Origin of the sequence: Streptomyces sp. NPDC012825 (assembly GCF_042900925.1) — a bacterium.
Lineage (GTDB): Bacteria > Actinomycetota > Actinomycetes > Streptomycetales > Streptomycetaceae > Streptomyces.
The window spans coordinates 17511-44325 of the sequence record NZ_JBIBBZ010000011.1 but is presented as its reverse complement, the minus strand read 5'-3'; the positions used below and the strand labels follow the sequence as shown (position 1 = coordinate 44325).

Annotated in this window: 19 protein-coding genes and 2 pseudogenes; 6 read left to right on the top strand and 15 right to left on the bottom strand. The window is 73.2% G+C overall.

Features of this window, described 5'->3' with window-relative positions:
- Positions 1–260 precede the first annotated feature (260 nt).
- A complete protein-coding gene (locus ACFY7E_RS22295; protein WP_389487396.1) occupies positions 261–3551 on the top strand; it encodes a LamG-like jellyroll fold domain-containing protein in 3291 nt (1096 codons plus the stop codon).
- A 77-nt stretch (positions 3552–3628) separates the two neighbouring features.
- Here ACFY7E_RS22295 and ACFY7E_RS22290 read toward each other — a convergent pair.
- Positions 3629–4063 (bottom strand): annotated as a pseudogene (locus tag ACFY7E_RS22290) (AbfB domain-containing protein); the annotation flags it as partial.
- Between the two features lie 60 nt (positions 4064–4123).
- A pseudogene (locus ACFY7E_RS22285) lies at positions 4124–6457 on the bottom strand (AbfB domain-containing protein); the annotation flags it as partial.
- Between the two features lie 411 nt (positions 6458–6868).
- Here ACFY7E_RS22285 and ACFY7E_RS22280 point away from each other — a divergent pair.
- Entirely contained in the window at positions 6869–7939 is a 1071-nt protein-coding gene (locus ACFY7E_RS22280) for a glycoside hydrolase family 43 protein (protein ID WP_389487394.1), read from the top strand.
- Between the two features lie 21 nt (positions 7940–7960).
- On the opposite strand, the gene ACFY7E_RS22275 is transcribed toward ACFY7E_RS22280, so the two are convergent.
- Together ACFY7E_RS22275 and ACFY7E_RS22270 are read right to left on the bottom strand one after the other, a co-directional pair.
- The gene (locus ACFY7E_RS22275; protein WP_389487392.1) at positions 7961–8524 is read right to left on the bottom strand and encodes a class F sortase; all 564 of its coding nucleotides are present in this window, start codon (positions 8522–8524) and stop codon (positions 7961–7963) included.
- 92 nt (positions 8525–8616) lie between these two features.
- A complete protein-coding gene (locus ACFY7E_RS22270; RefSeq protein ID WP_389487390.1) occupies positions 8617–9129 on the bottom strand; it encodes a sortase in 513 nt (170 codons plus the stop codon).
- 416 nt (positions 9130–9545) lie between these two features.
- Between ACFY7E_RS22270 and ACFY7E_RS22265 the strand changes: the two genes are divergently transcribed.
- Positions 9546–10634: a nitrous oxide reductase family maturation protein NosD gene (locus tag ACFY7E_RS22265; RefSeq protein WP_389487388.1), complete on the top strand. Its 1089-nt coding sequence runs from the start codon at positions 9546–9548 to the stop codon at positions 10632–10634.
- Between the two features lie 59 nt (positions 10635–10693).
- Positions 10694–11740 carry a methyltransferase gene (locus ACFY7E_RS22260; RefSeq protein WP_383448148.1) on the top strand — a complete coding sequence of 349 codons (1047 nt, stop codon included), beginning with the start codon at positions 10694–10696 and terminating at the stop codon, positions 11738–11740.
- A 97-nt stretch (positions 11741–11837) separates the two neighbouring features.
- Here ACFY7E_RS22260 and ACFY7E_RS22255 read toward each other — a convergent pair whose 3' ends face one another.
- From ACFY7E_RS22255 to ACFY7E_RS22225, 7 genes are read right to left on the bottom strand one after another with little or no spacing between them, the layout of a single operon-like run.
- Positions 11838–12173, bottom strand: coding sequence for a TcmI family type II polyketide cyclase (locus ACFY7E_RS22255; protein WP_383444783.1), 336 nt, complete (start codon positions 12171–12173; stop codon positions 11838–11840).
- A gap of 22 nt (positions 12174–12195) precedes the next feature.
- Positions 12196–12675 carry an SRPBCC family protein gene (locus tag ACFY7E_RS22250; RefSeq protein ID WP_383444780.1) on the bottom strand — a complete coding sequence of 160 codons (480 nt, stop codon included), beginning with the start codon at positions 12673–12675 and terminating at the stop codon, positions 12196–12198.
- 1 nt (position 12676) lies between these two features.
- Positions 12677–12937 carry an acyl carrier protein gene (locus tag ACFY7E_RS22245; protein ID WP_121832942.1) on the bottom strand — a complete coding sequence of 87 codons (261 nt, stop codon included), beginning with the start codon at positions 12935–12937 and terminating at the stop codon, positions 12677–12679.
- Between the two features lie 26 nt (positions 12938–12963).
- Positions 12964–14211, bottom strand: coding sequence for a ketosynthase chain-length factor (locus ACFY7E_RS22240; protein WP_389487385.1), 1248 nt, complete (start codon positions 14209–14211; stop codon positions 12964–12966).
- Complete coding sequence (locus ACFY7E_RS22235; RefSeq protein WP_389487383.1) at positions 14208–15476, bottom strand: beta-ketoacyl-[acyl-carrier-protein] synthase family protein; 1269 nt, start codon at positions 15474–15476, stop codon at positions 14208–14210. The genes ACFY7E_RS22240 and ACFY7E_RS22235 overlap by 4 nt, the downstream gene beginning before the upstream one ends.
- Positions 15473–15934 (bottom strand): cupin domain-containing protein, encoded by a 462-nt coding sequence (locus tag ACFY7E_RS22230; RefSeq protein ID WP_365540468.1) that lies wholly within the window; start codon positions 15932–15934, stop codon positions 15473–15475. Before ACFY7E_RS22230 ends, ACFY7E_RS22235 begins: the two co-directional genes overlap by 4 nt.
- 55 nt (positions 15935–15989) lie before the next feature.
- Positions 15990–17114: a TcmI family type II polyketide cyclase gene (locus tag ACFY7E_RS22225; protein ID WP_389487381.1), complete on the bottom strand. Its 1125-nt coding sequence runs from the start codon at positions 17112–17114 to the stop codon at positions 15990–15992.
- 258 nt (positions 17115–17372) lie between these two features.
- Here ACFY7E_RS22225 and ACFY7E_RS22220 point away from each other — a divergent pair, with 258 nt between their 5' ends.
- The gene (locus tag ACFY7E_RS22220; protein WP_389487379.1) at positions 17373–19025 is read left to right on the top strand and encodes an FAD-dependent oxidoreductase; all 1653 of its coding nucleotides are present in this window, start codon (positions 17373–17375) and stop codon (positions 19023–19025) included.
- A gap of 92 nt (positions 19026–19117) precedes the next feature.
- Here ACFY7E_RS22220 and ACFY7E_RS22215 read toward each other — a convergent pair whose 3' ends face one another.
- Positions 19118–20743, bottom strand: a complete 1626-nt coding sequence (locus tag ACFY7E_RS22215; protein ID WP_389487377.1) for an alpha/beta hydrolase — start codon at positions 20741–20743, stop codon at positions 19118–19120.
- A 388-nt stretch (positions 20744–21131) separates the two neighbouring features.
- Here ACFY7E_RS22215 and ACFY7E_RS22210 point away from each other — a divergent pair, with 388 nt between their 5' ends.
- Entirely contained in the window at positions 21132–22475 is a 1344-nt protein-coding gene (locus ACFY7E_RS22210; RefSeq protein ID WP_389487375.1) for a PP2C family protein-serine/threonine phosphatase, read from the top strand.
- 20 nt (positions 22476–22495) lie between these two features.
- Here ACFY7E_RS22210 and ACFY7E_RS22205 read toward each other — a convergent pair whose 3' ends face one another.
- From ACFY7E_RS22205 to ACFY7E_RS22195, 3 genes are all read right to left on the bottom strand, one after another.
- Positions 22496–23230: a class E sortase gene (locus tag ACFY7E_RS22205; protein WP_389487373.1), complete on the bottom strand. Its 735-nt coding sequence runs from the start codon at positions 23228–23230 to the stop codon at positions 22496–22498.
- 173 nt (positions 23231–23403) lie between these two features.
- Positions 23404–24495: a DUF1996 domain-containing protein gene (locus ACFY7E_RS22200; RefSeq protein WP_389487371.1), complete on the bottom strand. Its 1092-nt coding sequence runs from the start codon at positions 24493–24495 to the stop codon at positions 23404–23406.
- A gap of 134 nt (positions 24496–24629) precedes the next feature.
- A complete protein-coding gene (locus ACFY7E_RS22195; RefSeq protein ID WP_389487369.1) occupies positions 24630–26798 on the bottom strand; it encodes a discoidin domain-containing protein in 2169 nt (722 codons plus the stop codon).
- Positions 26799–26815 lie beyond the last annotated feature (17 nt).

Genomic DNA, 26815 nt, shown 5'->3' with positions numbered 1-26815 from the left:
GCGCCGCTCCGTCCGGGGTCTGGACAGCCCCCGCACCGCGTGTTGTCATTTCGGCTGCACGCGATTTCCAACGTTGGAATGGCGGCCGTACGCCCCCGTCGGCACCCCGTGCCGGTGTACGGGCGGGCCGTGCGCCGCCCTGCGGCGACCGCCGGGCCCCGCGCCCCCCCCGAGGCGAACGCGCTTCCTCGCCGGGCGCTCCACCGTCATGTCCGGGTCCGGGTCCGGCTCCGACTCCCCTCTCCCCGAGGAAAGATTCGATGACACGACGAAAAACCCGATCCCGATCCCGAACCGGAACGTGGGCGCTGCTCGCCGCCGTGGCCCTGGTGCTGCCCCTCGGCGCCCCGGCCGCCACCGCCTCGGCCGCGCTCGCCTCCTCCCCCACGACCGTCTCCCCGTCCGTCCGTGACGCCGCCGTCGAGGTGCACGGCCTGAAGGGCGAGTACTTCAGCATGTCGGCGCCCGGCGCGCGGGACTTCGCCGAGCTCGGCGGCGTCTCCCTCGACCCGCGGATCGACTTCTCCGGCCTGACCGGCACCTTCCAGGCGCTCACCGGCCGGTCCGAGCACACCACCGCCCGCTGGACCGGCCGCATCGAGGCCCCGGTCACCGGCGACTACACCTTCCACGGCATCGGGGACAACGGCTTCCGGCTCTTCGTCGACGGCGAGCCGGTCATCGACCACTGGGTGCCCGACTGGGACCGCGAGCAGACCAGCGCACCCCTCCACCTGAAGGCCGGCGAGAAGCACGACTTCCGCCTGGAGATGTTCCAGGACGTCGGCGGCGCGAACATGTTCCTGCGCTGGTCGACGCCGACGACGCCCAAGCAGCTCGTGCCGGAGTCCGCGTTCACCCCGCCCGCCGACTTCGAGGTCTACCCGGTGGACCCGACCGTCCCGGCGGGCGGGCGCCAACTGCGGCTGCGGTTCGACCACCGGGTCGGCGGCCTGGAGAAGGTGGCCGAGCACCTCACCGTCGAGGCCGACACCACCCCGATGCCGGTCAAGAGGGTCCGCGTCGCCCCGGGCGACCGGAACAGCGTCCTCGTCGACCTCGCGGAACCGATCCAGAAGGGCCAGCGGGTACGCGTCGACTACGACGGCCTCGGCGGGCTGAGGAACGGGGACGAGACCGTGCCCCGGATCCTGCGCTCGGCGTCCAACGCCTCCACCCACCGGCTCACCACCGTATGGGGCGACGAGCTGGACGAGAAGCACCCGCTGCCGGAGTACCCGCGCCCGCAGCAGGTGCGGGACCGGTGGAAGAACCTCAACGGGCCCTGGCAGTTCGCCGGCGCCGGGGCCGGGGAGACGCCGGTCTTCGGCAAGGACCTGGACGAGCGGATCACCGTCCCGTTCCCGGTCGAGTCGCAGCTCTCCGGGATCGAGCGGCACGAGGACCACATGGTCTACCGGCGCCTCGTGGACGTGCCGAAGGACTGGAAGATCGGCAAGGCCGGCAAGGGGGGCCGGGGCGACCGGCTGATGCTCAACTTCGGCGCCGTCGACTACCGGGCCCGCGTCTGGGTCAACGGCAGGCAGGTCGCCGAACACACCGGCGGCTACAACGCCTTCGGTGCCGACGTCACCGACGCGCTCAAGGCGAAGGGCCCGCAGGAGATCGTCGTCGCGGTCACCGACACCGGCGGCCCGAACCAGCCGACCGGCAAACAGTCCACCGACCCGGGCGGCATCTTCTACACCCAGTCCTCGGGCATCTGGCAGACGGTGTGGATGGAGCCCGTCGCCCCCGTCTCCATCGACGACGTCGTCACGACCCCGGACATCGACACCGGCACCCTGGCCGTGAAGGTCGAGTCGGCCCGCGCCTCCGCCGGCGCGCGCGTGGAGGCCGTGGCCCGCGACACCCGCGGCCGGGTCGTCGGCCGGACCACCGGCCCCGCCGGCGAGGAGCTGCGCCTGCCGGTCGCCGAACAGCACCTGTGGAGCCCTGACGACCCGTACCTCTACGACCTTGAGGTACGTCTGACCGACGGCGGGTCCTCCGACCGGATCGACAGCTACTTCGGCATGCGGAAGATCGCGGTGGAGAAGGTCGGCGGCTTCCCCAAGCTGGTGCTCAACGGCAAACCGGTCTTCTCCCTCGCCACCCTCGACCAGGGCTTCTGGCCGGACGGCCTCTACACCCAGCCCAGCGACGAGGCGCTCGCGTTCGACCTGAAGGCCCACAAGAAGCTCGGCTTCAACGCCGTGCGCAAGCACATCAAGGTGGAGTCGCAGCGCTGGTTCTACCACGCCGACCGGCTCGGGCTCCTGGTCTGGCAGGACTTCGTCTCCGGGAACCTCACCGACGAGACCGGCCGCAGGGCCTTCGTCGACCAGGGCCGCGAGATGATGCGCCAGCGCCACGACTCCCCGTCCGTCATCGGCTGGATCGTCTTCAACGAGGGCTGGGGCGAGTGGAACCGGGAGGAGACCGGACGGATCGCCGAGGCCGTGGAGGCGGCCGACCCGTCCCGTGTCGTCAACGCCCACAGCGGGGTCAACTGCTGCAACTCCAAGGGCGATTCGGGCAAGGGAGACATCCTCGACCACCACGACTACGACAACACCGACGCCCCCTACCCGGACCACCGGGCCGCGATGGACGGCGAGCACGGCGGCTTCACCCTGCGCACCCCCGGCCACATGTGGCCCGGCGCCCCAACCGTGATCTACAGCGGCGTCGCCGACAAGGAGGCGCTGACCCGGAAGTACGTCGAGAACACCGGGAAGTTCTACCTGGAGGCCGCCGGCGCCGAGCTGTCCGGCTCCGTCTACACCCAGATCTCCGACCTGGAGAACGAGCTCAACGGCCTCTACACGTACGACCGCCGGGAGATCAAGGTCGACCCGGTCCGGGTCCGCGAGATCAACCGCGAGGTGATCGCGGCGGGCGCGGCCGCCGGGCGGCGCGCTCCCCTGAAGGGCGGGGCCTCCTGGTCCCTGGACGAGGGCACGGGCACGACCGCCCGGGACTCCGGCCCCCAGAACCGGCCGCTGACCCTCACCGGGGGCACCGCGTGGACCCCGGGTGTCGACGGCAGCGCGCTGAAGTTCGACGGCGAGGGCCACTTCGCCCAGACCGACGGGCCCGTCGTCGACACCACCACGAGCTACACCGTGTCCGCGTGGGCCACGCTCGACGCCCTGCCGGGCAACTACGCGACCGTGGTCAGCCAGGACGGCCGGCGCCGGGAGAACCCGTTCTACCTCCAGTACGGGCAGGGCGCCTTCGCCTTCAGCACCCCGGGCGGCAACCGCGCCCGGTACGCGACGACGCCCGAACTCGGCCGCTGGTACCACCTGGTGGGCGTGCGGGACACCGCGAGGAACGAGATCCGGCTGTACGTGGACGGCGCGCTCGCGGCGACGGCGGCCCCCGGCCCGGCGGACGTGAGCGCCGGTCCGCTCGCGGTCGGGCGTGCCAGGTGGGGCGGCGGGAACGTCGACTTCTGGAACGGCTCGGTCGACCGGGTGCACGCCTTCGACCGGGCGCTCTCCTCCGAGGAGGTGGCCGCGCTGCACACGGCCGAGAAGCCGTAGCCGGCACGTGAGTGAGCGGGTCCTTCCGGGCGGTGGCGCCCGGAAGGACCCGCTCCTCGTTCACCGGCGGGAGCCGGTCAGGGCGCCCAGGGGGCTTCGAGCGCCCAGCTGCTGTCGGCCGTGAGCGTCTGCGGGCGGTCGAAGCCGCCGCTTCCGGCGCCCGAGGCGATGGACACGGCGGAGTCGAAGTGGCGCAGGTACGCGCCGGGGACGTTCAGCGACTCGAAGGTGACGCCGGTCCCGCCGACGCCCGGCCGGGCGCAGAAGGTGGCGTCCTGCCGGAAGAGCGCGGTGCCGTCGTCGGCGGCGGTGCCCACCCGGCTGTCGGCGTGCCGCAGGAAGCGGCCCGGGTAGTTGACCGACTCGAAGGAGTAGCAGGACGAGTCGGCGAGGCCGCGCCGCACGGTGAACGTGGCGTCCTGCTTCAGGAGGGCGGCGCTGCTCCCGTTGACGACCTCGGTCCGGGCGAGGCTGTCGGCGTGGCGCAGATAGCGGTCGGTGTGGCCCCAGGTGGTGACGCGCAGCGAGCGCCGCACGTCCGTGGGCAGCAGGACGGAGCTGCGCCACAGCGCGGGCTCGCCCGTGTTCCAGGTGGCGTCCGCCGCGAAGGAGGAGGCCGTGTCCCAGGGGTTGGGGCCGCCACTGCGGGCGAGGTACACGTTGTCGGCGTAGTGCCTGAGGTACGAGCCGGGGAAGTTCAGCGACTCGTACGAGGTGCCGCCGGCCGCGAGTCCGGTGCGGGCGCACCAGGTCGCGTCGGCCGCGAACGACCCGCCCGTGTCGGCGTCGAGGCGCATGCGGCTCGCGGAGTGGCGCAGGTAGCGGCCGGGGAGGTTGACCGACTCGAAGGAGTGGCAGCGCGGGTCGGCGAGTCCGGCGACCGTGCGGAACGAGGCGTCCTGGCGGGCCCCGTCGGCGGAGGCGCCGGTCAGCACGTCGGTGCGGGCCAGGGAGTCGGCGTGCCGCAGGTGGCGGTCGGTGAAGCCGGGTGTGGTGACCCGGAAGGAGCGCACGTGGCCGAGGGTGTGGCCCGGTGTCGCGTTGAGGTTGCGGGAGGCGGCGATCAGCGTGCCGTGGGCGGCGCGCAGGGCGGCGGTGTCGACCTTCTGGATCCGCCGGTCGTAGGTGAGCAGGCCGTTGTACTCGCCCTCGACGTCGGTGATCTCGGTGTAGACGCAGGCGGAGACGCCCTTGGTGGTCATGAGCGCCTGCACGTCGCGGACCATGCCGGTGTACCGGTCGTTGAGCTGGGCCGCACCGGAGACCTGCTCGTAGGCGAAGAACTGGCCGTTGGGGCTGTACTCGTGGCCGGGGGTGCGCAGTCCGATGCCGCCGAACTCGCCGAGGACGGAGATCCGGGTGGCGGAGGGCCGGGGCGCGTCGGGGCCGGTGTAGACGTGCCAGTCGATGATGTCGCCGGTGCCCGGATCGCCCTTGGAGGCACAGCAGTTGTAGCCGCTGTGGGCGTTCATCAGCCGGCCGGGGTCGTAGTTCTCCAGATCGGTGGTGACCCGGCGGGTGTCGTCGAGGTTCCACTCGCCCCAGCCCTCGTTGAAGGGGACGTAGGCGACGACGGCCGGGGAGAAGCGGTGCTCGTCGACGATCTCGCGGGCCTCGGTCTCGAACTGGGCGATCTGCGCCGGGGTGCGGTCGGCGTCGAAGGCCTGGGTGGAGGGGATGTCCTGCCACACCAGGAGTCCGAGCCGGTCGGCGTGGTGGTACCAGCGGGCGGGTTCGACCTTGATGTGCTTGCGCACCATGTTGAAGCCCAGGTCCTTGTGCTTCCGCAGGTCGGAGGCGAGGGCCGCGTCGGTGGGCGCGGTGTAGAGGCCGTCGGGCCAGAAGCCCTGGTCGAGGGTGCCGATCTGGAAGACGAACTCGCCGTTCAGGGTGGGGCGCATGACGCCGTCGACGAGCTTCTTGCCGATCTCGCGCATGCCGAAGTAGCTGGTGACGGTGTCGACGGCGGCGCCCGAGGCGTTGCGGAGGGTGACCCTGAGGTCGTACAGGAAGGGGTCGTCGGGCGACCAGCGGCGGGCGTTCGGGACGGGTACGGAGAACTCGGTGAAGCCGCCGGTGGCGGTGCCGACCACCTGGGTGCCGTTCAGGGCCTCGGCGCGGACGGTGTGGCCGGTGACGTCGCCGCGGGTGAAGACCCTGACCCGGGCGGTGTCGGTGGCGAGGTCGGGCCTGATGTCGACCGAGTAGACCGAGGAGACGGGGGTGGGCTCCATCCAGACGGTCTGCCAGATGCCGGAGGTGGGCGTGTAGAAGATGCCGCTGGGGTTGTTGGTCTGCTTGCCGACCGGCTGCTTCTCGCCGCGCCCGTCGGTGGGGTCGTAAACGCGGACGACCAGTTCGTTGGCGCCGGCGCGCAGTTGGGGGGTGATGTCGACCTCGAAGCGGTCGTAGCCGCCCTTGTGGCTCGTGACGCGGGTGCCGTTGACCCAGACGGTGGCCTCGTGGTCGACGGCGCCGAAGTGGAGCTGGACGCGGCGGCCCGACCAGTTCTGGGGGACGGTGAAGGAGCGCCGGTAGAACATCAGGTCGCGGTTGTCGTTGCGCATGATCCCGGAGAGGGCGGACTCCACCGGGTACGGGACGAGGATGCGCTCGGGCAGGGTCTGGCCGAACGGCGGGGCCGCGTTGCGGTCGACGTCGCCGGAGGCGTCGACGGGCGGGTTGAGGAACTCCCACTCGCCGTTCAGGGACTGCCAGTCGGGCCGCGTCATCTGGGGGCGCGGGTACTCGGGCAGGGGGTTGGTGGTGGACACCTGTGAGGTCCACGGGGTGGTCAGGGGCGGCGTCTTGGGGACGACGGCGGCGGAGGCTGCGGTGGTTCCGGTGAGGAGCAGGCCTCCGGCCATCGTCAACAGGGCCGCCAGGCAGGCGACGACGCGTCGCATCGGTTCCTCCTGGGCAGGACGGCGCCCGGAGTCCGCGCACGCGTCGGGGCCGTCCGGCCGGTCGGCGTGCGGGGGTCCGTGCGGAGTTGACGGGTGACTCGGGCGAGGGCCCGTCCGGTGGAACGCGAGCGGACGGACCCGGGGGCGGAGCGCCCCGGTCCTCGGCGGCGGACGAGGTGGGGAGGAACCTAACAGGAAACAGTTCCGAACGGAATCACCCAGCAACCGAAAGGAAACAAACATTTTCCGTCGCGCTGTCACGCCGGGCGCGCACCTCCGCACACCTCCGCACACAGCCTCGCGCCCCCGCGCAAGCGCTCCCATATTGACATGCTCACCGCCAACCGGGATGCTGCGGACGCTGGATTACATCGATGTAAAACGTGTCGGCCCGTCCCGTCGGGAGCCCCCATGAAACGTGCACGACGCCCCTCCGGAGCACTCCTCCTGGCCCTGTCCCTGCTGTTCGCCCTGGTCGCCGCCCTGCCCGGGGCCGCCCCCGCCGAGGCGGGACAGACCTCGCTGCGGGCCGCCGACCCGAGCGTCCTGCGGGTCGGCGGCACCTACGTCGCGGTGCAGTCGACCGGCAACGGCATCGACGTGCGCCAGGCCTCGTCGACGGCCGGGCTCGCCACCGCGCCGGCCCGCCGGATCTGGACCGACGGCCGGAACCTCGGCGAGGTGTGGGCCCCGGAGATCGTCCGCGACGGCGGCCGCTACCACGTCTACTTCACGGCCGGCCGGGGCGCCGCCCACCGGATGTACGTGATCAGCTCGGCGAGCCCGGACAGCGGGTACACGGCGGAGACGAAGCTCGCCCTGCCCGACGACAAGTGGGCCATCGACGGCACCCTGTTCACCTTCGGCGGGCAGCGCTGGTTCGTGTGGTCCGGCTGGGCCGGGGACACCGATGTCGAGCAGAACCTCTACATCGCCCGGATGAGCGGCCCGGCCACCCCGACCGGGGCGCGGTACGTCATCTCGCAGCCGCGCGAACCCTGGGAGCGGGTCGTCGGCAACCCGTACATCAACGAGTCCCCCGAGGCGATCAAGGACCCGAACGGGCAGCTGCACGTCGTGTACTCCGCCAACGGCAGCTGGAGCGACCGGTACTGCCTGGCCGACCTGCGGCTGCGGGCCGGCGGCGACCCGACGTACGTGTGGGACTGGTACAAGTCGAACGGCTGCCTCTTCGGCTCCCACCGCGACACCATGATGTCCGGCTGGGACCCGACGCTGCACGTCGACGGCCCCGGTCACCACAGCTTCGTCCTGCTCGACGGCGACATCGCCACCAGCCCGCCGGCCGGTCCGACGTTCCCTCTGATGTTCCACGCGGTGCCGAAGGGGACGCCGTACGCCTGGGAGAACCGCTACTGGTACACCGGCGGCTTCTGCTGGTGGGGCGGCACCACCTACCGGCGCGCCGGCGTCCCGGGCGCGGACACGGACACCGGCTGGAGCCTGAAGTTCTTCGAGTGAGCCCGGGCCCGTACGGGTCGTCTACGCCACGCCGGTCAGCGTGGCGTAGACGACCGTGTTGGCCAGGTAGCCGGTGTCGCCGGACCAGTCGCCGCCGCAGGTGATCAGGCGCAGCTCCGGGCGGCCGGAACCGCCGTAGACCTTGTCGTCGGGGAAACGGTCCTTGGCGTACTCCTCGACCGCGTCGACCGTGAAGAGGGCCGTGCGGCCGTCCGCGCGCTCGACCGCGATCCCGGCGCCCGGCGTCAGGGCGCCGAGCCGGTGGAAGACGGCCGGGCCGGCGGCGGTGTCCAGATGGCCCGTCAGGACGGCCGTCCCCGGCGTGCCGGGCGGGGTCCCGCGGGCGTACCAGCCGGCGAGGGCCGGAAGGTTCGGGGGCGGCGGCTCCAGCCTCCCCTCCTCGTCCAGGCCGAGGCGCATCAGACGTGCGTCGACCCCGATGGCCGGGATCCGGACCCGTACCGGATCCGACGCGGGAAGCGGGGCGGCGGCGGGGCCGGGGCGGTCGGGGGCGTCCCGTACGGCGGCCCGCACCTCCTGCGGCCGTCCCCCCGCCGCGGGCGGCGGAGTGCCGTGGCCGCCCATGGCGTCGACGAGCAGCAGCGAACCGGCGAGCGCGGCCCAGACGAGCGGCTTGGGCGACGGGGCCCAACGCGGCCGCGGGCCGCCGGTGCGCGTCAGGCCCGGCCCCCCGCGCCCGCGGTGCGGCGGCGCATCCTGAGGGCCCCGCCCACGACGGCCGCGCCCAGGAGGAGCAAGCCGAGGTGGGACTCGGCCTCCTTGCCGGCGGTCCCGCCGAAGCCGGCCTCGACGGCGCCGTTCGGACGGCCGGAGATCCGGTACGTGGTGGTCAGCTTCTTCCGCGGCGGGCACTTGAGCGTCACGGTGTCCGTCCCGGAGGCGACGCCCTCGGGCAGCCGGAACTCGCCCGTCAGGACGCCCTTCCGGTCGCCCGGGAGGAGGTGGAACTTCCCGCCCGCCTCGGACTCGCCCTTGCCGTAGGTCTCCTTGCCGCAGGCGGTCGTGCTGACGGTGACGGTGCTGCCGGGGGACGCCGTCCCCGGGTCGACGCGGACGTCCCCGGCCGTCGTGACGGTGGTGTCGCCGTCGGCGGCCAGGACGGCGGGGGCGGGCAGGACCAGGGCGGCGGCGATCAGGGCGGCCGTGGCACCGGTACGGGCGAGACGCATGGTTTCTCCTCGGGGGGAGCGGCTGCCGCCCGGCTCGTCCGTACGGCTCCTGTGCTGTGCTCCGAGCACGAGGGAACGGCCCTCCGCCGGCCGTCGCAACGCGAGCGGCGCCCGGCCCTGTCGCCCGGTCGGCCCTCCCGGCCGCCGTCCGCGGCGCCGTCACCGCAGGTCACGACGGTGGACCGGGACGGCAGGAGCGATTCCGCCCGGACGGCGAACGGGTGAGGGCCGACGGCGGATCAGGGGACGCCCGGCCCGCCGCGCCCGCTTCCGGCGGAGCCACGGGCCGGGGTCCGGCCGGGGGCGGCGTTCGGGGGACGGGCAGCCCGGCCGGTGGTGTCGGCGTTCGGGGGACGGGCAGCCCGGCCGGGTGATCAGCGGTGGCGGGGCGGTGGGCCCGCTCATAGCTTCGCCGTATGACCAAACGACAGATCGCCCTCGTGGCATGCGCCGTGGCCGCCGCGACCACGGGTCTGGGCGCCGCCCCGCCCTCCGCCCCCGAGGCCGCCTCCGCCTCCGCCTCCGCCTCCCGGACCGTGCACCGGGTGAAGCCCGGCGAATCGATCCAGAAGGCCGTGGACGCGGCGCGGCCGGGGGACAGCGTAGTCCTCGCCCCCGGCACCTACCGCGAGAGCGTCACCATCACCACGTCGAACCTGACCCTCCGGGGCTCGTCCGCCTCCCCCACCGTCATCGTGCCCGGCAAGGCCGCCTCCGGTACGTGCGCCGTGGCCGGTCACGGCGTCTGTGTGACCGGCACCGCCCAGCGCCCCGTCGAGGGCGTCACCGTGCGCTCCCTGACGCTCCGGAACTTCGCCCGCAACGGCCTGTGGGCGTCCCGCACCGACCGGCTGACGGTCCGGTCGGTGACCGCCGAGAAGAACGGCAACTGGGGCATCGCCCAGGAGCGTTCCGTCCGCTCCGTGCTCAGCCACAACACCGCCCGGGACAACGGCGACGCCGGCCTCTTCGTGTCCAACACCACCGACACGGAGGAGGGCGCCGTCGACACGAGGGGTACGGAGATCAGCCACAACCACCTGTCCGGCAACCGCATCGGCCTCACCGTGCGCCGGCTGCGGAACGTGACCGTCGACCACAACGAGGCGACCGGCAACTGCGCCGCGGTGTTCGTGGTGGGCGACGAGTCCACCCCGCGCGCCGGGGCGATGAGGCTGCGCCACAACCACGTCCACGCCAACAACAAGTACTGCCCCAAGACCCCCCGCCTTCCCTTCCTCCAGGGCTCGGGCATCGTCCTCACCGGCGCCGAGGAGACGCTGGTGGCCGGCAACCGGGTCGAGGACAACAAGGGCACCTCCCCCCTGTCGGGCGGGATCGTGCTGTTCAAGAGCTTCGTGGGCGCCCTCAACGAGCGCAACGAGATCCGCGACAACGTCGTGCTCCGCAACGGCACGGCCGACCTGGCCCACCGGGACACCGGCACGGGCAACACCTTCCGCGGCAACACCTGCGGGGTCTCCGAGCCCGCGGGCATGTGCTGACCCCGCTCCCCCTCCCCCCCACTCCCCCACAGGCACGAACAGAGAAGGCCAGGCGACAGATGACGACCGTTGACCCGGTGAGGACCGTCGACCCCGCTCCCCCGCCGCCCATGCGGCTGAGGGAGCTCGTTTTCGGAGCGGCGTGCGCCGCCGCCGTGCGGGCGGCCGCCCGGCTCGGCGTGGCGGACGCCCTCCAGGACACGCCCGCGAGCGTGGAGGACCTGGCGGAGGCGGTGCGGGCCCAGCCGCGGACGCTGCGCCGGCTGCTGCGCGCCCTGGCCTGCCAGGGGATCTTCGCGGAGCGGCCCGACGGCACCTTCGCGCACACGGAGATGTCCCGGCTGCTGCGCGAGGACGACCCGCACAGCCTGCGGTACATCGCCCTGTGGTGCACCGAGCCGTGGACGTGGGACGTCTGGCCGAAGCTCGACGAGGCGGTGCGCACCGGCGGCAGCGTCTTCGAGGAGGTGTACGGCAGGGAGTTCTTCCCGTACCTCAACGAGGAGGCGCCCGAGTCCGCGTACGTGTTCAACCGGGCCATGACCACGTCCAGCCGGCAGTCCGCGCAGGACGTGGCCGAGCTGCTCGACCTGGCGGGCGCGGTGTCGGTCGCGGACATCGGCGGCGGCCAGGGGCACGTCCTGGCGAGCCTCCTGGAGCGGCACCCCGCCCTGGAGGGCACGCTGCTCGACCTGCCGGGCGTGGTGGAGAACGCCGACCCGCGCCTGCGGGCGGGCGGCGCGCTCGCCTCCCGGACCCGGGTCGTGGCCGGGGACTGCCGCGAGGACATCCCGGTCGAGGCCGACGTGTACGTCCTCAAGAACATCCTGGAGTGGGACGACGACAGCACCCGCAGGGCGCTGGCCAACGTCCGGAGGGCGGCGCGGCCCGGCGCCCGTGTCGTCGTGATCGAGAACCTCGTGGACGACACGCCCTCGATGCGGTTCACGACGGCCATGGACCTGCTGCTGCTGCTCAACGTCGGCGGTGCCAAGCACACCCGGGCGAGCATGGTCGAGCGGCTGACGGACGCGGGGCTGGTCGTCGGCGAGGTCCGCCCGGTGAACGCGTACCTCCACGCCTTCGAGTGCACCGTTCCCGCCTGACCGGGGCGGCCCCCTCCTGACGGGGGAAAGTCCGAGGCCGCCGGCTCCGCTTCTCGCGGGGCCGGCGGCCTTCGGGTTTCCCGTGCCTCGGGTCCGGTCAGGAGACGGTGTCCCGCTCCCAGCGGTAGAAGCACTGCGCCATGGCGTCCTTGGGGCTGCGCCAGGTCTCCGGGTGGTACGCGCTGACGTACGTCGCCAGGCGGTCGCTGACGTCCCGGAACTCCGGGTGTCCGGTCAGCTTCGCGATGGCCGGCGCCGGGTCCCGCTCGGACTCGATGAGGTGCAGGTAGACGTCGTCGCCGAACTGGAAGAGGCTGCGGCGCGAGACGCCGATCAGGTGGGGCAGCTCGCCGCCGTCCGAGGCGGCGAACACGTCGGCGATCGCGGGCGCCGAGCCGGGCGCCATGCGGGCGACGATCAGGGCGTGGTGCATCGGGCGTCCTTCCTGGGACGGCTCAGTCGGAGAGGACCGGGGCGGGCCGGCGCTCGCGTGCGGCCTGCTCGACGCGGTCCCGGATGAGGGCCATCTGGGTGCGGGAGTTGCGGTTGATGTTGTCGGTCATCCAGTCGTCGTCGACCGGGGCGTCCGGCTTCATCGCGAAGTCCTGGACCCAGCGCATGTGGACGCCGGCCGGGGTCTCCTCGTACTCCCACCGGATGTCCATGTGGGCGAAGGGGCCGGTCTCGACGCGGCGGGCGGTGACGGTCCGCCGCGCGCGGTCCGGGGTGCGCTCCGAGACCCAGCTCCAGACCTTGCCGGACTCGTCCGGGTGCATGGTCAGGCGGAAGGTCGTCGTGTCGCCCTCGCGGGAGAGCACCTCGACGGAGGCGTACTCGCTGAAGAGGGAGGGCCAGTTCTCGAGGTCGTTGGTGATGTCCCAGACGAGGTCGAGGGGCGCGTCGATGGTGATGCTGTTGTCGGTGTGTCCTGACACGTCAGACTCCGGTGGTGAGGGTGCTGTTGACGAGGCCGAGGAAGTCGGCCGGGGTCTTGCTGCGCTCCGCGTCGGGCGGGAGCGCCACGCCGTGGCGGTTCTCCAGCTCGCCGACGATGCCCAGCAGGCCGAGCGAGTCGACGCCGAGGGCGCTGAAGGGCACGTCCGCGGCGTTGCGGAGGTCCTCGGGGGCGACGGTGACGCCCGCCGACTGCTTGACCAGCGCGGCCAGCTCTTCGAAGGTCAGTTCGGTGATGCTCATGTCTGCTCTCCTTCTCCCGCCCGGTGCTACCGGGCGGTCTCGTCGCCGCGGCGCACGACCAGCGCGGCGTTGGATCCCATGAGGCCCCTGCTGAGGACGAGGGCCGTCCGCAGGTCGGCGGGGCGGGCGCGCGACACCACCAGATCGATGTCGTGGCAGATGTCGAACACGTTCGGGGTGGGGGGCACCAGGCCGTGTTCCATCGCGAGCACGGCGGCCGCGACGTCCAGGACGGGGGCCCCGCAGTAGGCGCGGCCGATCCCGGTCTTGGGCGCCGTGACGGGCACGCGGGCGGCGTGCGCGCCCAGGGCGTCGGCGAGCGCCAGCGTCTCGGCGCGGTCCGCCTCCGGCACGCCCAGGGCGTCGGCGAACACGACGTCGATCTCCTCCGGGGCGCAGCCGGCCTCGTCGAGGGCGACCCGGATCGCGCGGGCGAGCCCCTCCCGGGACTCCGCCCAGCGGGAGGCTCCGGTGAACGTGGCACCGTGTCCGGCGACGACGGCGCGGACGGCCGTCCCCCGGTCCCGGGCGCGGTCCTCGTCCTCCACGACGAGCACGGCGCCGCCCTCCGCGGGCACGAAGCCGGAGGCTCCGGCGGTGAAGGGGCGGTAGGCCCGGTCGGGCTCCTCGACGGTGCTGAGCTCGGGGTAGCCGAGCTGGCACACCATCGAGTACGGGGCGAGAGGCGCCTCGGCCGCGCCGACGACCATCGCGCCCGTCCCGCGCCGTACGGCCCTGGCGGCGTGGGCGAGGGCGTCCAGGCCGCCCGCCTCGTCGCTGGCGACCACGCCGCACGGGCCCTTGAAGCCGCTCCGGATGGAGATCTGGCCGGTGCTGGCGGCGTAGAACCAGGCGATGGACTGGTACGGGCCGACGAACTTGGAGCCCTGGCCCCACAGCTTCTGGAGCTCCCGCTGGCCGAACTCGCCGCCGCCGGATCCGGCGGCGGTGACCACCCCGATGGAGAAGGGGTCCTCGGGAGCGTCCCGGCCGAGGCCGGCGTCGTCGAGGGCGAGCGAGGCCGCCGCCATGGCGTAGTGGCTGAACCGGTCGGTCTGGACGAGGAAGCGGTCCTCGATGAGGGTCGAGGCGTCGAAGGACCGGACCTCGCCCGCCACCTTGAGGGGCAGGTGCTCGCACCCCTCGCGGGTGATCCGGTCCAGGACGCCGATGCCCTCCTGGACGGACTTCCAGTACGTGTCGGCGCTCAGGCCGTTGGGGGCGATCACCCCGATGCCGGTGACGACGGCGCGCCTGGGCTGCTCCGTGCTCATCGTGTCCTCCCTGCCGGTTCCGTCAGGAGCACGGCGGACTGGAAGCCGCCGAAGCCGCTGCCGACGGAGAGCACGTTCGCGAGCTTCCGGGGGCGGGCGGTGCGCGGCACGTAGTCCAGGTCGCACTCGGGGTCGGGGACCTCGTAGTTCGCCGTCGGGGGCACCACCTGGTGCTGGAGGGCGAGGACGCAGGCGGCCACCTCTATCGCGCCGATCGCCCCGAGCGAATGTCCCACCATGGACTTGATGGAGCTCATGGGGGTGTCGTACGCGTGGGCGCCCAGGGAGCGCTTCACGGCGGCGGTCTCGTGGCGGTCGTTCTGCCGGGTGCCCGAGCCGTGCGCGTTGACGTAGTCGATCCGGGTGGGGTCGAGCCTGGCCTGGTCGAGTGTGCTGTCGATGGCCCGGGACATCTCCAGACCCTCTCCGGTGAGACCGGTCATGTGGTAGGCGTTGCCGAAGGTGGCGTAGCCGCCGATCTCGCAGTAGATGTGCGCGCCGCGGGCCCGGGCGTGCTCGTACTCCTCCAGGACGAGGACCGCGGCGCCCTCGCCCATGACGAAGCCGTTGCGGCGGTCGTCGAAGGGCTTGGAGGCGTGCGCGGGGTCGTCGTTGTCGGGCGAGGTCGCCTTGATGGCGTCGAAGCAGGCCATGGTGATCGGGGAGATCGGCGAGTCCGACGCCCCGGCGATGCACACGTCCGCCCGGCCCTCCTGGATGGTGTGGAAGGCGTAGCCGACGGCGTCGAGGCCGGAGGTGCAGCCGGTGGAGACCGTCTGCACCGGGCCGCGGGCGCCGAAGCGTTCGGCGACGAACGAGGCGAGCGTGCTCGGCGAGAACGCCAGGTGCAGCTTCGGGTCGGCGGCGCGGTGGTCCACGTCCCACCGCTCTCCGCCCGCGCTGACCAGGACGTAGTCGTGTTCGAGCCGGGTGGTGCCGCCGACGGCGCTGCCCAGGGAGACCCCGATCCGCCACGGGTCCTCCGCGTCGGTGTCGAGCCCGGAGTCGCGGACGGCCTCCCCGGCCGCGACCGCCGCGAACTGGATGTAGCGGTCGGCGTGCAGGCTCAGCTCGGGGTCGAGGCCGTGCGCCAGCGGGTCGAAGTCGCACTCGGCGGCGATGCGCGAACGCAGGCCGGCCGGGTCGAACAGGGTGATGCCGCGGGTCGCGGTGCGGCCCTCGGAGAGGAGGTCCCAGAACGCCGCCGTGCCGGTGCCGCCGGGGGCGACCACTCCGATCCCGGTGACGGCCACGCGCCGGTTCACTCGATGGCCCCGGTGCGTTCGGGGACCTGGCCGGGGCCGCCGACGGTCAGCTGCGGTCCGACGGGGGCGGCCGCCGTCTCCTCGGTGTCGACGTGGCCGAGGCTGGGGTGCGGGGCGAGCGGGCCCAGGTGGAAGACCATGCGGGCCTCCTCGTCGCCGACGTTGCGGAAGCGGTGCCGCACGTCGATCGGGATCAGGAGCCCCTGGTCGGGCCGGAGGGCGTACGTCTCGCCGTCCAGGTCCACTTCGAGGGCGCCGGAGACGACGTACACGAACTCCTCGGAGTACGGGTGGTAGTGCTCGCCGATGCGTTCGCCGGGCTTGACGATGGCCAGGCCCATGAAGCCGCTGGTGGAGCCCACGGCGGCCGGCGTGAGCATGGCCCGCAGGTCACCTCCGCGCCTGCGGTTGGGCTCCGTCTCGTCCAGGCTCACGATGAGGGGCTGCTGGTGGGGCATGGGTGAAACCTCCGGGTGGGGCGGTGGCGTCCGGGCGGGAGGCCGCGGCCGTCGGTCAGGAGTCCGCCGAGGTGCGGTCGGTGAGGGGCAGCATGTCGGCGTGCGACAGGAGCCGGTTGAGGTTGCGGTCCGTCGTCAGGGAGCCCTCGACGCCGATCGCGGCGCCGTCGAGGAGCCGTTCGAGCTCCTCGGCCTTCCCGGGGCCCCTGAGGCCGAGGGAGGCGACGGGGTCGAGGTCGAGGTCGCCGGTGATGTCGACGAGGCGCACCACGATGTCGTCGCGGTGGAAGACGGTGCTGCCGTACACCGGGTTGTCCGGCTCCTCGGCCGCGGCGGCGTCCTGCTCGGCGAGCAGCCGGGCCAGTTCCATGCCGCGGCCCTCCTTCGCCGGGTAGTACAGGGCGTGGCGCCGCAGGCCGGCCGGGGCGGGCCGGTCGGCCACCACGTGGTGCACGGCGGGCAGCGCCGCCCGGGTGAAGAAGACCCGCGCCGACTCGGGGTCGGTCAGGTCCCGCTCCTGCTCCAGGTACGGGTTGAGGGCCTCCTCGACCGCGCGCACCTCGGGCTGGCGGGCGACGTGGCGCAGGGCCGCGAGGAGGTCGCCCTCCACCTCCACCGCGCGCACGACGCGGTTGCCGTGCATGAAGAGGGAGGTGCGGCGCAGCCGGGTGGTCTCGTCGACCTGGGCGCGGGGCGAGTCGTAGCCGGCGAGGATCTCGGCGACCTTCGACTCCGAGCCCGGCCGTACCGTGAAGGTGAGGGCGTGGCGCGCCACCCCGTCGCCCTCCCGGGCCGCGACCTGGAGGCCCGCCCCCGCCGTGTCCTGCGCGAGCGGACGGCCGCCGCCGGTCTCCCGCAGGACGCTGTAGCGCATCGACCGGGTGTCCCGGACGCAGCTGTGCATCGGCTTGACGACCTCGACGTGGTCCTCGCTGTTCACCCAGGCGAGGAAGGGCGGGGCGCTCTCCCACTCGCTGGTGATGAGCCACTGCGAGGGGTTCTCGATGGACTGGCAGAGCTGGTCGCTGATGTGTCCGGGGACGGCGGCGACCTGCTTGCGCATCAGCTCGTACGCTTCGAGGAACTGCTGCTGGGCCCCTTCGTACAGGTCGAGCAGCAGGATCACGCGCAGCCTGGAGCCGTCGAACGCCGATTGCGAGACACGTGCCGAAACGGTCATCCGGCGCACCTCTTCTTTCTTCGGGAGTTTCCTTCGGGGACCCGCTCCGGGGAAGCCGGGAGGAGACCGCCGTGCCGCGGGGGCAGGGGTCGTCCTGTGCCGATCGTCAGCGCGTCCCCGGGAGTCGCGCGACTCCCACGGTGCGGATGAGTGAACCGCGCGTCATTCGGGTGCCCCGAACGCACGAAGCGGCCGTCCCAGGGCATGGATCTCCATCCCACCCCCGACTCGCGTCACAGGTGACGCTGGAGGCACTCGATGAACCGATGCGAAGGGTCCGGCGAGGACGTCCGCACGTCCGTCCTCATCGTCGGCGGCTCTCTGGTCGGACTGTCCGCCTCGTTGTTCCTCGGCCGCCTCGGCGTGCCGCACGTGCTCGTCGAGCGTCACGCCGGCACCTCGATCCACCCGCGCGGACGCGGCAACAACGTGCGCACGATGGAGCTCTTCCGGGGCGCCGGGGTGCGACAGCGCGTCCGGGAGGCCGCGTCGGTCCTGGCCCGCAACAACGGCATCCTCCAGGCGCCGAGCCTCGTCGGGGACGCCGGCGAGTGGCTGTTCCGGGAGATCGACCCCGGCGGCGGACTCGCCCGCTTCAGCCCCGCCGAATGGTGCCTGTGCAGCCAGAACGACCTGGAGCCCGTGCTGCGGGAGAGCGCCGGGGAGCTGGGCGGGGACCTGCGGTACGCGACGGAGCTGATGTCCTTCGAGCAGGACGCCGAAGGGGTGACCGCGCAGGTCAAGAGCCGGGAGACCGGTGAGCACACCACGATCCGCGCGGACTACCTGATCGCGGCGGACGGCCCGCGCAGCCCCGTGCGCGAGCGGCTCGGCATCGGGCAGAACGGCCCCGGCGACCTGTTCCACAACGTGAGCGTCACCTTCACCTCCCGCGGTCTCGCGGACGTGGTCGGCGACCGGCACTTCATCGTCTGCTACCTGACGGACCCGGGGGCCGACGGAGCCCTCCTGCCGGTCGACAACCGGGAGCGCTGGGTCTTCCACGCGCCCTGGCACCCCGAGCGCGGCGAGACCCTGGAGGAGTTCACCGACGAGCGGTGCCGGGAGCAGATCCGCCGGGCCGTGGGCGTGCCGGACCTCGACGTGGAGATCACCGGCCGGGCCCCCTGGCACGCCGCCGAGCGGACGGCCGAACGGTACGCGGACGGGCGGGTGTTCCTGGCCGGCGACTCGGCCCACGAGATGCCGCCCACCGGCGCGTTCGGCTCCAACACCGGCATCCAGGACGCCCACAACCTCGCCTGGAAGCTGTCCGCCGTCCTGGACGGCTGGGCCGGTCCCGGCCTGCTCGCGTCCTACGACGCGGAGCGCCGCCCGGTCGCGGAGGCGACTAGCGCCCGCGCCTCGTCACGCTCGGTCGAGCACAGCCACCCGGGGTACGCGCCGGACCCCGGTGCCGGCCCGGCGGGCCGGAAGGGCGGCATCCTGAACGTGGTCCTGGGCCACCGCTACCCGCGGGGCGCGGTCCTGGGCGCCGACGGGGCGCTGCCGGTCGTGCCCGACGCGCTGCGCCTCACGGGCGAGCCGGGGTCCCGGTCGCCCCACCTGTGGCTGGACCGGTCCGGCGAGCGGATCTCCGCCCTCGACCTGTACGAGCGGTTCCCGGTGCTGCTGAGTTCGGCGGGCGGCACGGGCGCGTGGCACACCGCGGCGGCCCGGGTCGCGGACCGCCTCCCGGTGCCGCTCGTCCCGTACCGGATCGGTGAGGGGCCGGACGCCGACCTGGTCCCGGAGGACGGCGCGGACTGGGCGGAGCTGCACGGCGTCACGGAGGGCGGGGCGGTCCTCGTCCGGCCCGACGGCTTCGTCGCGTGGCGTTCCGAGGAGGCCGTGGAGGACCCGGAGGAGACGCTGCGGGCGGTCCTCACGGAGCTCTTCGACCTGGCGTGACCCGCGCACGAGGCCCCTCGCCCGCCCGGGAGAACCGGGCGGGCGAGGGGCCTCGTCGTCGGTGGCGCCCGTGAGGGACCGGCCCGAAGCCGTCAGAAGCGGTCCTGCCGGCCCGGGAGGCCGGGGGCGGCCGGAAGGCCCGGGACCGCCGGGGACGCCGACGGCGGGAGGCGCAGGCCGTCGAGCTTCCGGCCCGCCGGGGTCCGGCAGGACACGTCCACGACCGGCAGCCTGCCCGTCACCAGATAGGCGGTGGCGAACTTGTCGGCGCAGGACCTGGTCCCGTAGACGCCGTGGCCCAGGCCGTCGAGGACCGTGACCATCCGGGAGCCCTTCAGCGCCCGGCGCATCCCCTTCCCGCTGACCAGCGGCGTCTGGGGGTCCCACTCGTTCTGCAGGACGAGCGCGCGGACGGTGTTGTTCACCTTCGTCGCCGGCTCCGCGCCCTGCCCCCAGAACGCGCACGGCTTGATGTGGGACGCGAAGTCGCCGTACAGCGGGTACTTCGCCTTGTCCCGGATCGCGTCGCGGCGGTACTGCTCCGGGTCGCGCGGCCAGGCGCGGGTGTCGGCGCACACCACGGACCAGAAGCCCGCGTCCCCGTTGTCGGACGGGACGGCGCGGGCGAACGACGACGGGGCGGGAGCGGCCGGCGGGACCCGCAGCGGAAGCGTCGCGCCCGGGGCCGGGGCCCTGCCCTCGGCGGCCTCCTTGAGCAGGACGACGGTCTGGGCCGCGTCCTCCACGTAGAAGAACATGACCCGCAGGGAGCGGATGTCGTCGCCGTTCAGGAGCAGGCCGTCGATGGGTATCGGCTTCTTGTCCGCCCCGGCGACCAGGTTCCAGAAGGTCGCGCGGACCTCGGCGGGGGTGCGGCCCAGCTTGTACGTGGTGTTCCGCGCGGCGGTCCACTCGGTCCACCGCGTGAACGCCGGCTCCGCGCCCTCCGCCCACACCTGGATCATGCCCCGCCAGACCCGCTCGGGGTCGACCGCGCTGTCCAGGACGAACCGGTCGGCCCGCTTCGGGAACAGCTGCGTGTAGACCGCGCCCAGGTACGTGCCGTAGGAGTAGCCGAGGTACGAGAGCTTCTTCTCGCCGAGCACGGCGCGGATCACGTCCATGTCGCGCGCGGTGTTGCGGGTGCTGAGGTGGGGCAGTACGGCTCCGTTGCTCTTCCGGCACTTCTCGGCGACGGTCCGGGCCCGCCGGACGTCCTTGTCGAACGTCTCGGCCTTGTACGGGCGTTGCCAGTCCAGCTCGTCGTCGTTGAGGCCGCAGCCCACCGGGGAGCTCAGGCCGACGCCCCGGGGGTCGAACCCGATCAGGTCGTACCGCTTCTTCACCGAGTCCGGCAGCTGCGACGCCAGGTACAGGGGCATGTCGAGGCCTGTGCCGCCGGGGCCGCCCGGGTTGAGGAGCAGGACGCCGTGCCGGTCCTCGGCGCTGGTCGCCTTCGTCCGGGAGATCGCGACGTCGAGCTTCCCGCCGTCCGGACGGCCGTAGTCGAGCGGCACCTTGATCGTCGCGCACTCGAAGTTCGCCGGCCCCTGGGCGTCGCAGCGCTTCCAGCTCGGCTTCTGCTGCGTGTACTGCGCCAGGGGGTCGGCGGCGAGGCGGAGTTGCGGGGCGGCCGCGGAGGCGGCGGGTGTGAGGGCGGGCAGGAGCGCCGCGGCGACGCCCATGGCCACGAGGGATGCTGTTCGCCTGTTTCTCACCGTGGGTCAGGTCCTTGCGGGAGGGAGGTGAATGAGTCTCACGAACCCTCCCCCACAAGGACGTTGGGCGAATCCTCCGCCGGGGCACGATCGTGTCCGACCTCAGGAGTAGTGCGCGGCGCGGCGAATGGTTCCCGGGGCGGAGAACGCGACGGGCCGTTTTCCCGTCCCCGGTCGCCGCCCCGCACGCCGGCTTCTCCGCCCCCGCCGGCGACGGCACGGTCCGGGTGTGCGCGCGGGGCCGGGGGTCCCGGGCCGAAGGTCCCGGACCCGGGGACCTCCGGTACCTGCCGCCGGGGCCGTGCCGGGGGGAAGCTGGCCGGGACGGCCGTGCGCCATGCGCGACGGCCCCGGAGACACGGGAAGGAGCGGCGAGGTGTACGGATCCGTGGACACGAGGCGGCCCGGGGGTGCCGCGAAGGGGCTCCCGCCCGGCGATCGCGCCGACCCGGCCGGTTCCGCCGGAGCGGGCGGCACCACCGGGACGGTCGATCCCGCCGGGACGGACGGCCCCACCGGGCCGGGCCGTACGACCGGGCCGGGCCGTACGACCGGCGCGGCCCGTCCGGTCGGCGCGGTCCGTCCGGTCGGCGCGGTCCGTCGTGTCCTCCGCCGGCCGGCGGAGCTCGGGTACCTCCTCGGTCGGGCGCTGCCCTTCCTGGTCCTGGCGGCCGCTCCCCTCGCCGACGTCCTCACCGCGCCGGAGGAGCGCTTCGACCGCTTCCTGGTCGCCGCCCCCGCGCTCGCCGCGGTGACCTGGGGCGCCCGCGGCACGCTCGCGGTCGGAGCGCTGGCGATGGGGGCGACCACGCTGCTCGACCTGGGCCGGGGCGAGCGGCTCTTCCCCGCGCTCCTGGCCGGCCAGACGGTCCTGGCCGTCGTCACCCTGGCCGCCGCCCTGACCAGCCGGGCCCGCAGGCGGCGGGAGGTCGAGCTGCGCCGGGTGAGCGAGGTCGCCGAGGCCGCCCAGCGGGCGGTGCTGCGCCCGCTGCCCCGGCGTCTCGGCAGCGTCGACCTGCGGCTGCTGTACGAGGCGTCCGCGGCCGGCGCGCACGTCGGCGGCGACTTCTACAAGGCCCTGAAGGTTCGGGGAGGCGTACGGATCATGCTCGGGGACGTCCAGGGCAAGGGACTCGCGGCCGTGGAGGCCGCCTCACTGCTGCTCGGCTCCTTCCGCGAGGCCGCGTACACGGCCCCCGACCTGCCCGCGATCGCGGAACGCCTGGAGGCGAGCATGGCCCGCTACGCGGAGCGGGCGCCGGAGTCGACGGCGGCCGACCGCTTCGCGACCGTCCTGCTCGCCGAGATCCCCGACGACGAGCCGGTCGTACGGCTCCTCAGCTGCGGCCATCCGGCCCCGATCGTCCAGCGCGGCCCGGTCGTGCGCACGGTCGAGCTGTCCTCGCCCTCCGTACCGATCCACCTGCCGGTTCCGGTCGACGCGCCCTTCACGGTGGACGAGGTGCCGTTCGCTCCCGGCGACCGGATGCTGATGTTCACCGACGGGGTCAGCGAGACCAGGGACGGACGCGGCGCCTTCTACCCCCTGGAGCGGCGGCTGCGCGGCTGGGCGGCCGAGCCGGCCGACCGGATCCCGGACCTCCTCAAGGAGGACCTGGCCCGGCACGGCGCCCACGGCCTCGACGACGACACGACGGCCGTCCTCGTGGTCCGGGGCGCGGCCGGGGAGGAGACCCTGCCGTCGCACGAGGACCGCCTGGCCGGCGTCTGAGCGCCCCGGGGCCGCGCGCGTCACGGGGACGCCGCGGGACCGGCGGAGCCGTTCGCGGTCGGGCGGGTGGCGACGAGGACGCCGATCTTGTCGATGCGGTGCTCCGGGTTGCCCAGGGCGTCCCGCCAGTGGTTGCCGGCCGCGTCGTCCTCGGGCGTGGCGCAGGTGGAGAGGGTGATCATCGCCCGGGTGGGCTCCTCGCCGGGCTTCCCGGGGACCGGGGCGCGCTGCTCGGCGAGGGACGCGGCGGACCGGAAGGACGTCGAGCGGGTGTCGACGATCCGGTACTCGTACACGGCGTCGTCGGCGGTCACGACGACCGTGTCGCCCTCCTCGACCTCGGGGAGCAGGCGCAGCGGCCCGCCGGCCGAGAGCCGGTGCGCCGTCACGAGGTAGTTGCCGGTGTCGCCCGGCCCGACCCCGCCCCGGTCGCCGTGGGGGCTCGCCGCCACTCCGCGGTCCTGGATCCGCGTGCCGGCCCGGTCGTCGCTGGTGCCCTCGTACGGCAGGACGGGCAGGTCCGCCACCCCGATCGAGGGGATGTCCAGCTCGGCGCGGCGCGGCCGGGCCTCGGGGACGGGCGGGGGGGACGGCTCGGCGGGGGAAGCGGCGGGAGGCGCGGCCGACGGCTCACGGACCGTGCCGGGGGCCGTCGACGCGCCGGCCGTGCCGTTCGGGAGTGGCCCGCAGCCGAGGGCGGTGAGGACCGCCGTCGCGGCGGCGGCGGCGAGGCGGGTGCGACGGGTGCGTGTCATGGGGTACGAGCCTTCCGGTGGGGGCGTACGGCTCACCGAGGATTGTCCCGTAAAAGGCGCCCGGGGGGTACTGGATCACCCGCCCGGGAGGACACACGGGCACGGCCCGGACGCCGTGGCGGGCGTCCGGGCCGTACGCGGATCAGGTGCGGGTGTCGGGTGCGGGTGTCGGGTCAGGGCAGGCGGTGGTCCGCGTTCAGCACCGCGCCGCGCTCGGGGCGGTACAGGTCGAAGCCCCGCGTGTCGCACTGCAGGCCGCCGACGATGCAGTGGTCGACCAGGGCCTTGAGGGTGCGCTCCTCCCACGCGTTGAGGAAGTCGTAGTGGAAGGAGTAGCCGCGACCGCTGGCCAGGCGGACCTGGCTCATGTCGCCGTTGACCGGCCACGCCATCTTGAACTCGATCATCGGCAGGGCGACCGGGTGGGAGGCCGGGCACATGTTGTCGTTGGTGCCGGGCTTGACGACCGGGTAGGCCATGTGGCTCTTGTGGTCCGGGGTGTCGAGGTACTTCCCGTCCCAGCAGCTGGGGGCCTGCATGCGCAGGTTCAGCTGGACGTCGGGCCGGCTCGGACAGCTCGCCGGGAAGTCGGTGTTGAAGAAGCTGTCACCGCACTCCCAGCCCTCGACGAAGCCCTTGTGCGCGCGGAACTCCTGGGCGGTCTGCATCGGGTTGCCGACGACGAAGCGGAGGCCCTTCGGGAAGGGGCGGACGCTCCGGTAGTCGGTGACGCCGGCCTTGTAGTAGATGACCTGCGGGCCCACCGGCAGGATCTTCTGGTCGCCCTTGTACAGCGAGGGCATCCAGTAGGCGGAGGCGTCCGCGGGCGCCTTGCAGGTGGTGTTCCCCCCGTAGAGCGAGCCGGTGGTGCTGGCCGCGTTGGTGGAGGTGTTGCCCATGAACGTGTGGTCGTGGGACTTGCCGAACTGGCCCGGGTAGACGATCGGGTCGTCCGGCGCGGTGTGGGTGACGGCGCAGCCGGCCTGGAACTCGTGGTGGTAGGCCGGTGGCGGGGTGGCCGTGGACGGGGTGACGCCGGTGACCTGCGGTACGGCCGGGATGTAGCCGTCGCCGTCGGCGTCGTCGCCCGAGGCCTGGGTGGAGGCGGCCATCAGGTGCCCGGTGTGGTGGACGGCCGCGGCGACGGCGGGCGGGACGCCGCCGTCCGGGTCCGTGGCCGAGGCCACGGTGCCGATGCCGAGGACACCGGCGACGAGGGCCGTGCCGACGAGGAGTGCGGAGAGCCGCTTCGGACTCGCTCTCATGGGGTTCTCCTGCCCGTGGGGGTGGTCGCGCGGGGGCGCCGCGCGACCGGTGTGTTGGTTTCCCGTGCGGTGGTGCCGGGGTGGCGGGGCCGAGCGGCGGGCCCCGCCACCCGTCATGGGGGTGTTCGGCGCCGTCAGGCGTAGACGCCGAACTCGTGGAGCGAGTAGCCCCAGCCGGTGCCGCGCGCGGTGAGCTGGAGCCTCACGTGGCGGGCGGTGGCCCCGGCCTCGACGGTGTCGATGTCGCCGTTGCTGGTCGTGGTGGTGTGGAGGGTGCGCCAGGTGTTGCCGTCGTCGGAGACCTGGACCTCGTAGGACTTGGCGTAGGCCGGGTCCCAGACGAGCTGGATGCGGTTGAAGGAGCGCACGGAGCCGAGGTCGACCCGGATCCACTGCGGGTCGCTCCAGTCGCTGGCCCAGCGGGTGGCGGTGTTGCCGTCGGTGGCGTTGGAGGCGGGGCAGGGGCAGTCGCCGTAGGAGGCCTGGGCGGAGGAGGCGGTGGTGGGCTTCCCGAGGGCGATGTTGGTGCCGGCGACGGGCGGGGCGACGACCTTGACGGACTTGGTCTCGATGCCGGCGTTGCCGCGGCCGTCCTCGGCCTGGACGTAGACCTTCCAGACGCCGAGCTTCTCGGGCGCGGTGACGGCGAAGGTGCCGTTGCCCAGGGAGCGGTACTGCGCGTCGACGAGCCGCTTGTCGCCGTTGGCGTAGTTCCCGCTGAGGTAGATCCTGGGCGTGACGGGATCGCCGTCGGGGTCGCGGATGTCGGCGCGGACCGTGAACTCGCGTCCGGCCGGGGCCGCGGACGCCGGGGTGACGGTCATGTTGGTGATGACCGGCGGGGTGTTGTCGCCCGTGGTGGAGCCGGTGTAGGCCTTCTTGACGGCGTAGTACGAGAGGCGCTTCAGGCCGTCGGGCACGAGGTTGAACCAGACGCCGCCGAAGTCGTGTTCGAGGCCGTAGTGGAAGAGGGTGGCGCCGAGGGCGACGCCCTGGTGGCCGGTGACGCAGCCCCAGGCCTTGGTGTAGCCGTCGGCCTTCTGGACGTCGGTCGGCTCGTCCGGGATGCCGTTGGCGTCGTTGGGGACCTCCCACTCGCCGGCGGGACCGCCCTCGGTGATGAGGTACGGCTTGGTGTAGCCGCCGTCGATCCAGTCCTGGCGCACCTTGCAGAGGTTGCCGTAGGAGTTCATCGAGTACAGGTCGAGGTCGGGGGCGTTGCGCTTGTAGTACGGCCAGGCCCCGGTCCAGGCGTCGGTCGAGGTGACGGGGTGGTCGGGGTCGATGGAGTGGATCTTCTTGGCGACGTCGTTGACGAAGGTGGTGTACGCGTTGCGCTGGGCTTCGAGTTCGGTGCCGCCGTAGCAGTTCTGGAGGCCGAGGACGGACTCGTTGCCGACGTTCCACATGAGCGTCGCCGGGTGGGACTTGTAGGTGTCGACCCACTTGGCGAACTCGGTGAGCGCGTTGTTCTTGTACGCGGTGTCCGTCACGTAGTTGACGCAGCCGCCGGAGCCGGGGCCGCCGCCGGGCTGGAGCCAGAAGCCGTTGACGACCTTGAGGCCCTGGGCGGCCGCGGCGTCGAGCAGGGGCTTGCTGGCGGCGTCCGTCCCCCAGGTCCGGACGGTGTTGACGCCCATGGACCTCAGGTCCGGCATGTAGCGGGGGGCGTCGGCCATCGAGGGGCCCCAGGTGAGGCCCTTGACGGTGTACGGCTTTCCGCCGACGGTCAGCTGCCAGTTGCCCTGGGAGCCGGTGATCCGGACGGCGCCGCCGGGCGGCGGCTGGGTGGTGCCGCTCTCGCCGTAGACCCGGAACTCCCAGAGGGAGTAGCCGTATCCGCCGGAACGGGCGATGCCCTGGAGGCGCACGTAGCGGCCGGTGCCGGTGACGGTCAGCTCGTCGGTGCCGCCGTCTCCGGCGGTGACGGACTTGACGGTGCGCCAGTCGGTGCCGTTGTCGGAGAGCTGGATGTCGTAGGCCTTGCCGTAGGCGCCCTCCCAGTTCAGTACGACGCGGCTGATGTTCGCGCTCGCGCCGAGGTCGACCTGGAGCCACTGGTTGTCGCTCCACTGGCTGGCCCAGCGGGTGCCGGTGAGGTCGCCGTCGACGGCGGCGGAGGCGACGTAGGCGGCGCCCTCGGTGGAGGAGGCGGTGGCGGTCTTCCCCTGGGAGAGGAGGGTTTCGGCGGCGGTGGCGGGCGCCGCGGTCAGCACCGTGGCGGAGGCGGCGAGCAGGGCGCCGAGGGACACGAGGGAGGCCGTGGTGCGGGCCCGCCTTCGTGCGGTCGAAGCGGTGGTCATGGACTTCTCCTGGACGG

Excerpts from the sequence above, each read along its gene's own strand:
- ACFY7E_RS22225 (WP_389487381.1), bottom strand. The coding sequence starts at position 17,114 with ATGACCGTTTCGGCACGTGTCTCGCAATCGGCGTTCGACGGCTCCAGG.
- ACFY7E_RS22195 (WP_389487369.1), bottom strand. The coding sequence starts at position 26,798 with ATGACCACCGCTTCGACCGCACGAAGGCGGGCCCGCACCACGGCCTCC.
- ACFY7E_RS22280 (WP_389487394.1), top strand. The coding sequence starts at position 6,869 with ATGAAACGTGCACGACGCCCCTCCGGAGCACTCCTCCTGGCCCTGTCC.
- ACFY7E_RS22230 (WP_365540468.1), bottom strand. The coding sequence starts at position 15,934 with ATGCCCCACCAGCAGCCCCTCATCGTGAGCCTGGACGAGACGGAGCCC.
- ACFY7E_RS22275 (WP_389487392.1), bottom strand. The coding sequence starts at position 8,524 with ATGGGCGGCCACGGCACTCCGCCGCCCGCGGCGGGGGGACGGCCGCAG.
- ACFY7E_RS22240 (WP_389487385.1), bottom strand. The coding sequence starts at position 14,211 with ATGAGCACGGAGCAGCCCAGGCGCGCCGTCGTCACCGGCATCGGGGTG.
- ACFY7E_RS22255 (WP_383444783.1), bottom strand. The coding sequence starts at position 12,173 with ATGCACCACGCCCTGATCGTCGCCCGCATGGCGCCCGGCTCGGCGCCC.
- ACFY7E_RS22200 (WP_389487371.1), bottom strand. The coding sequence starts at position 24,495 with ATGAGAGCGAGTCCGAAGCGGCTCTCCGCACTCCTCGTCGGCACGGCC.
- ACFY7E_RS22245 (WP_121832942.1), bottom strand. The coding sequence starts at position 12,937 with ATGAGCATCACCGAACTGACCTTCGAAGAGCTGGCCGCGCTGGTCAAG.
- ACFY7E_RS22295 (WP_389487396.1), top strand. The coding sequence starts at position 261 with ATGACACGACGAAAAACCCGATCCCGATCCCGAACCGGAACGTGGGCG.
- ACFY7E_RS22260 (WP_383448148.1), top strand. The coding sequence starts at position 10,694 with ATGACGACCGTTGACCCGGTGAGGACCGTCGACCCCGCTCCCCCGCCG.
- ACFY7E_RS22220 (WP_389487379.1), top strand. The coding sequence starts at position 17,373 with ATGAACCGATGCGAAGGGTCCGGCGAGGACGTCCGCACGTCCGTCCTC.
- ACFY7E_RS22205 (WP_389487373.1), bottom strand. The coding sequence starts at position 23,230 with ATGACACGCACCCGTCGCACCCGCCTCGCCGCCGCCGCCGCGACGGCG.
- ACFY7E_RS22270 (WP_389487390.1), bottom strand. The coding sequence starts at position 9,129 with ATGCGTCTCGCCCGTACCGGTGCCACGGCCGCCCTGATCGCCGCCGCC.
- ACFY7E_RS22265 (WP_389487388.1), top strand. The coding sequence starts at position 9,546 with ATGACCAAACGACAGATCGCCCTCGTGGCATGCGCCGTGGCCGCCGCG.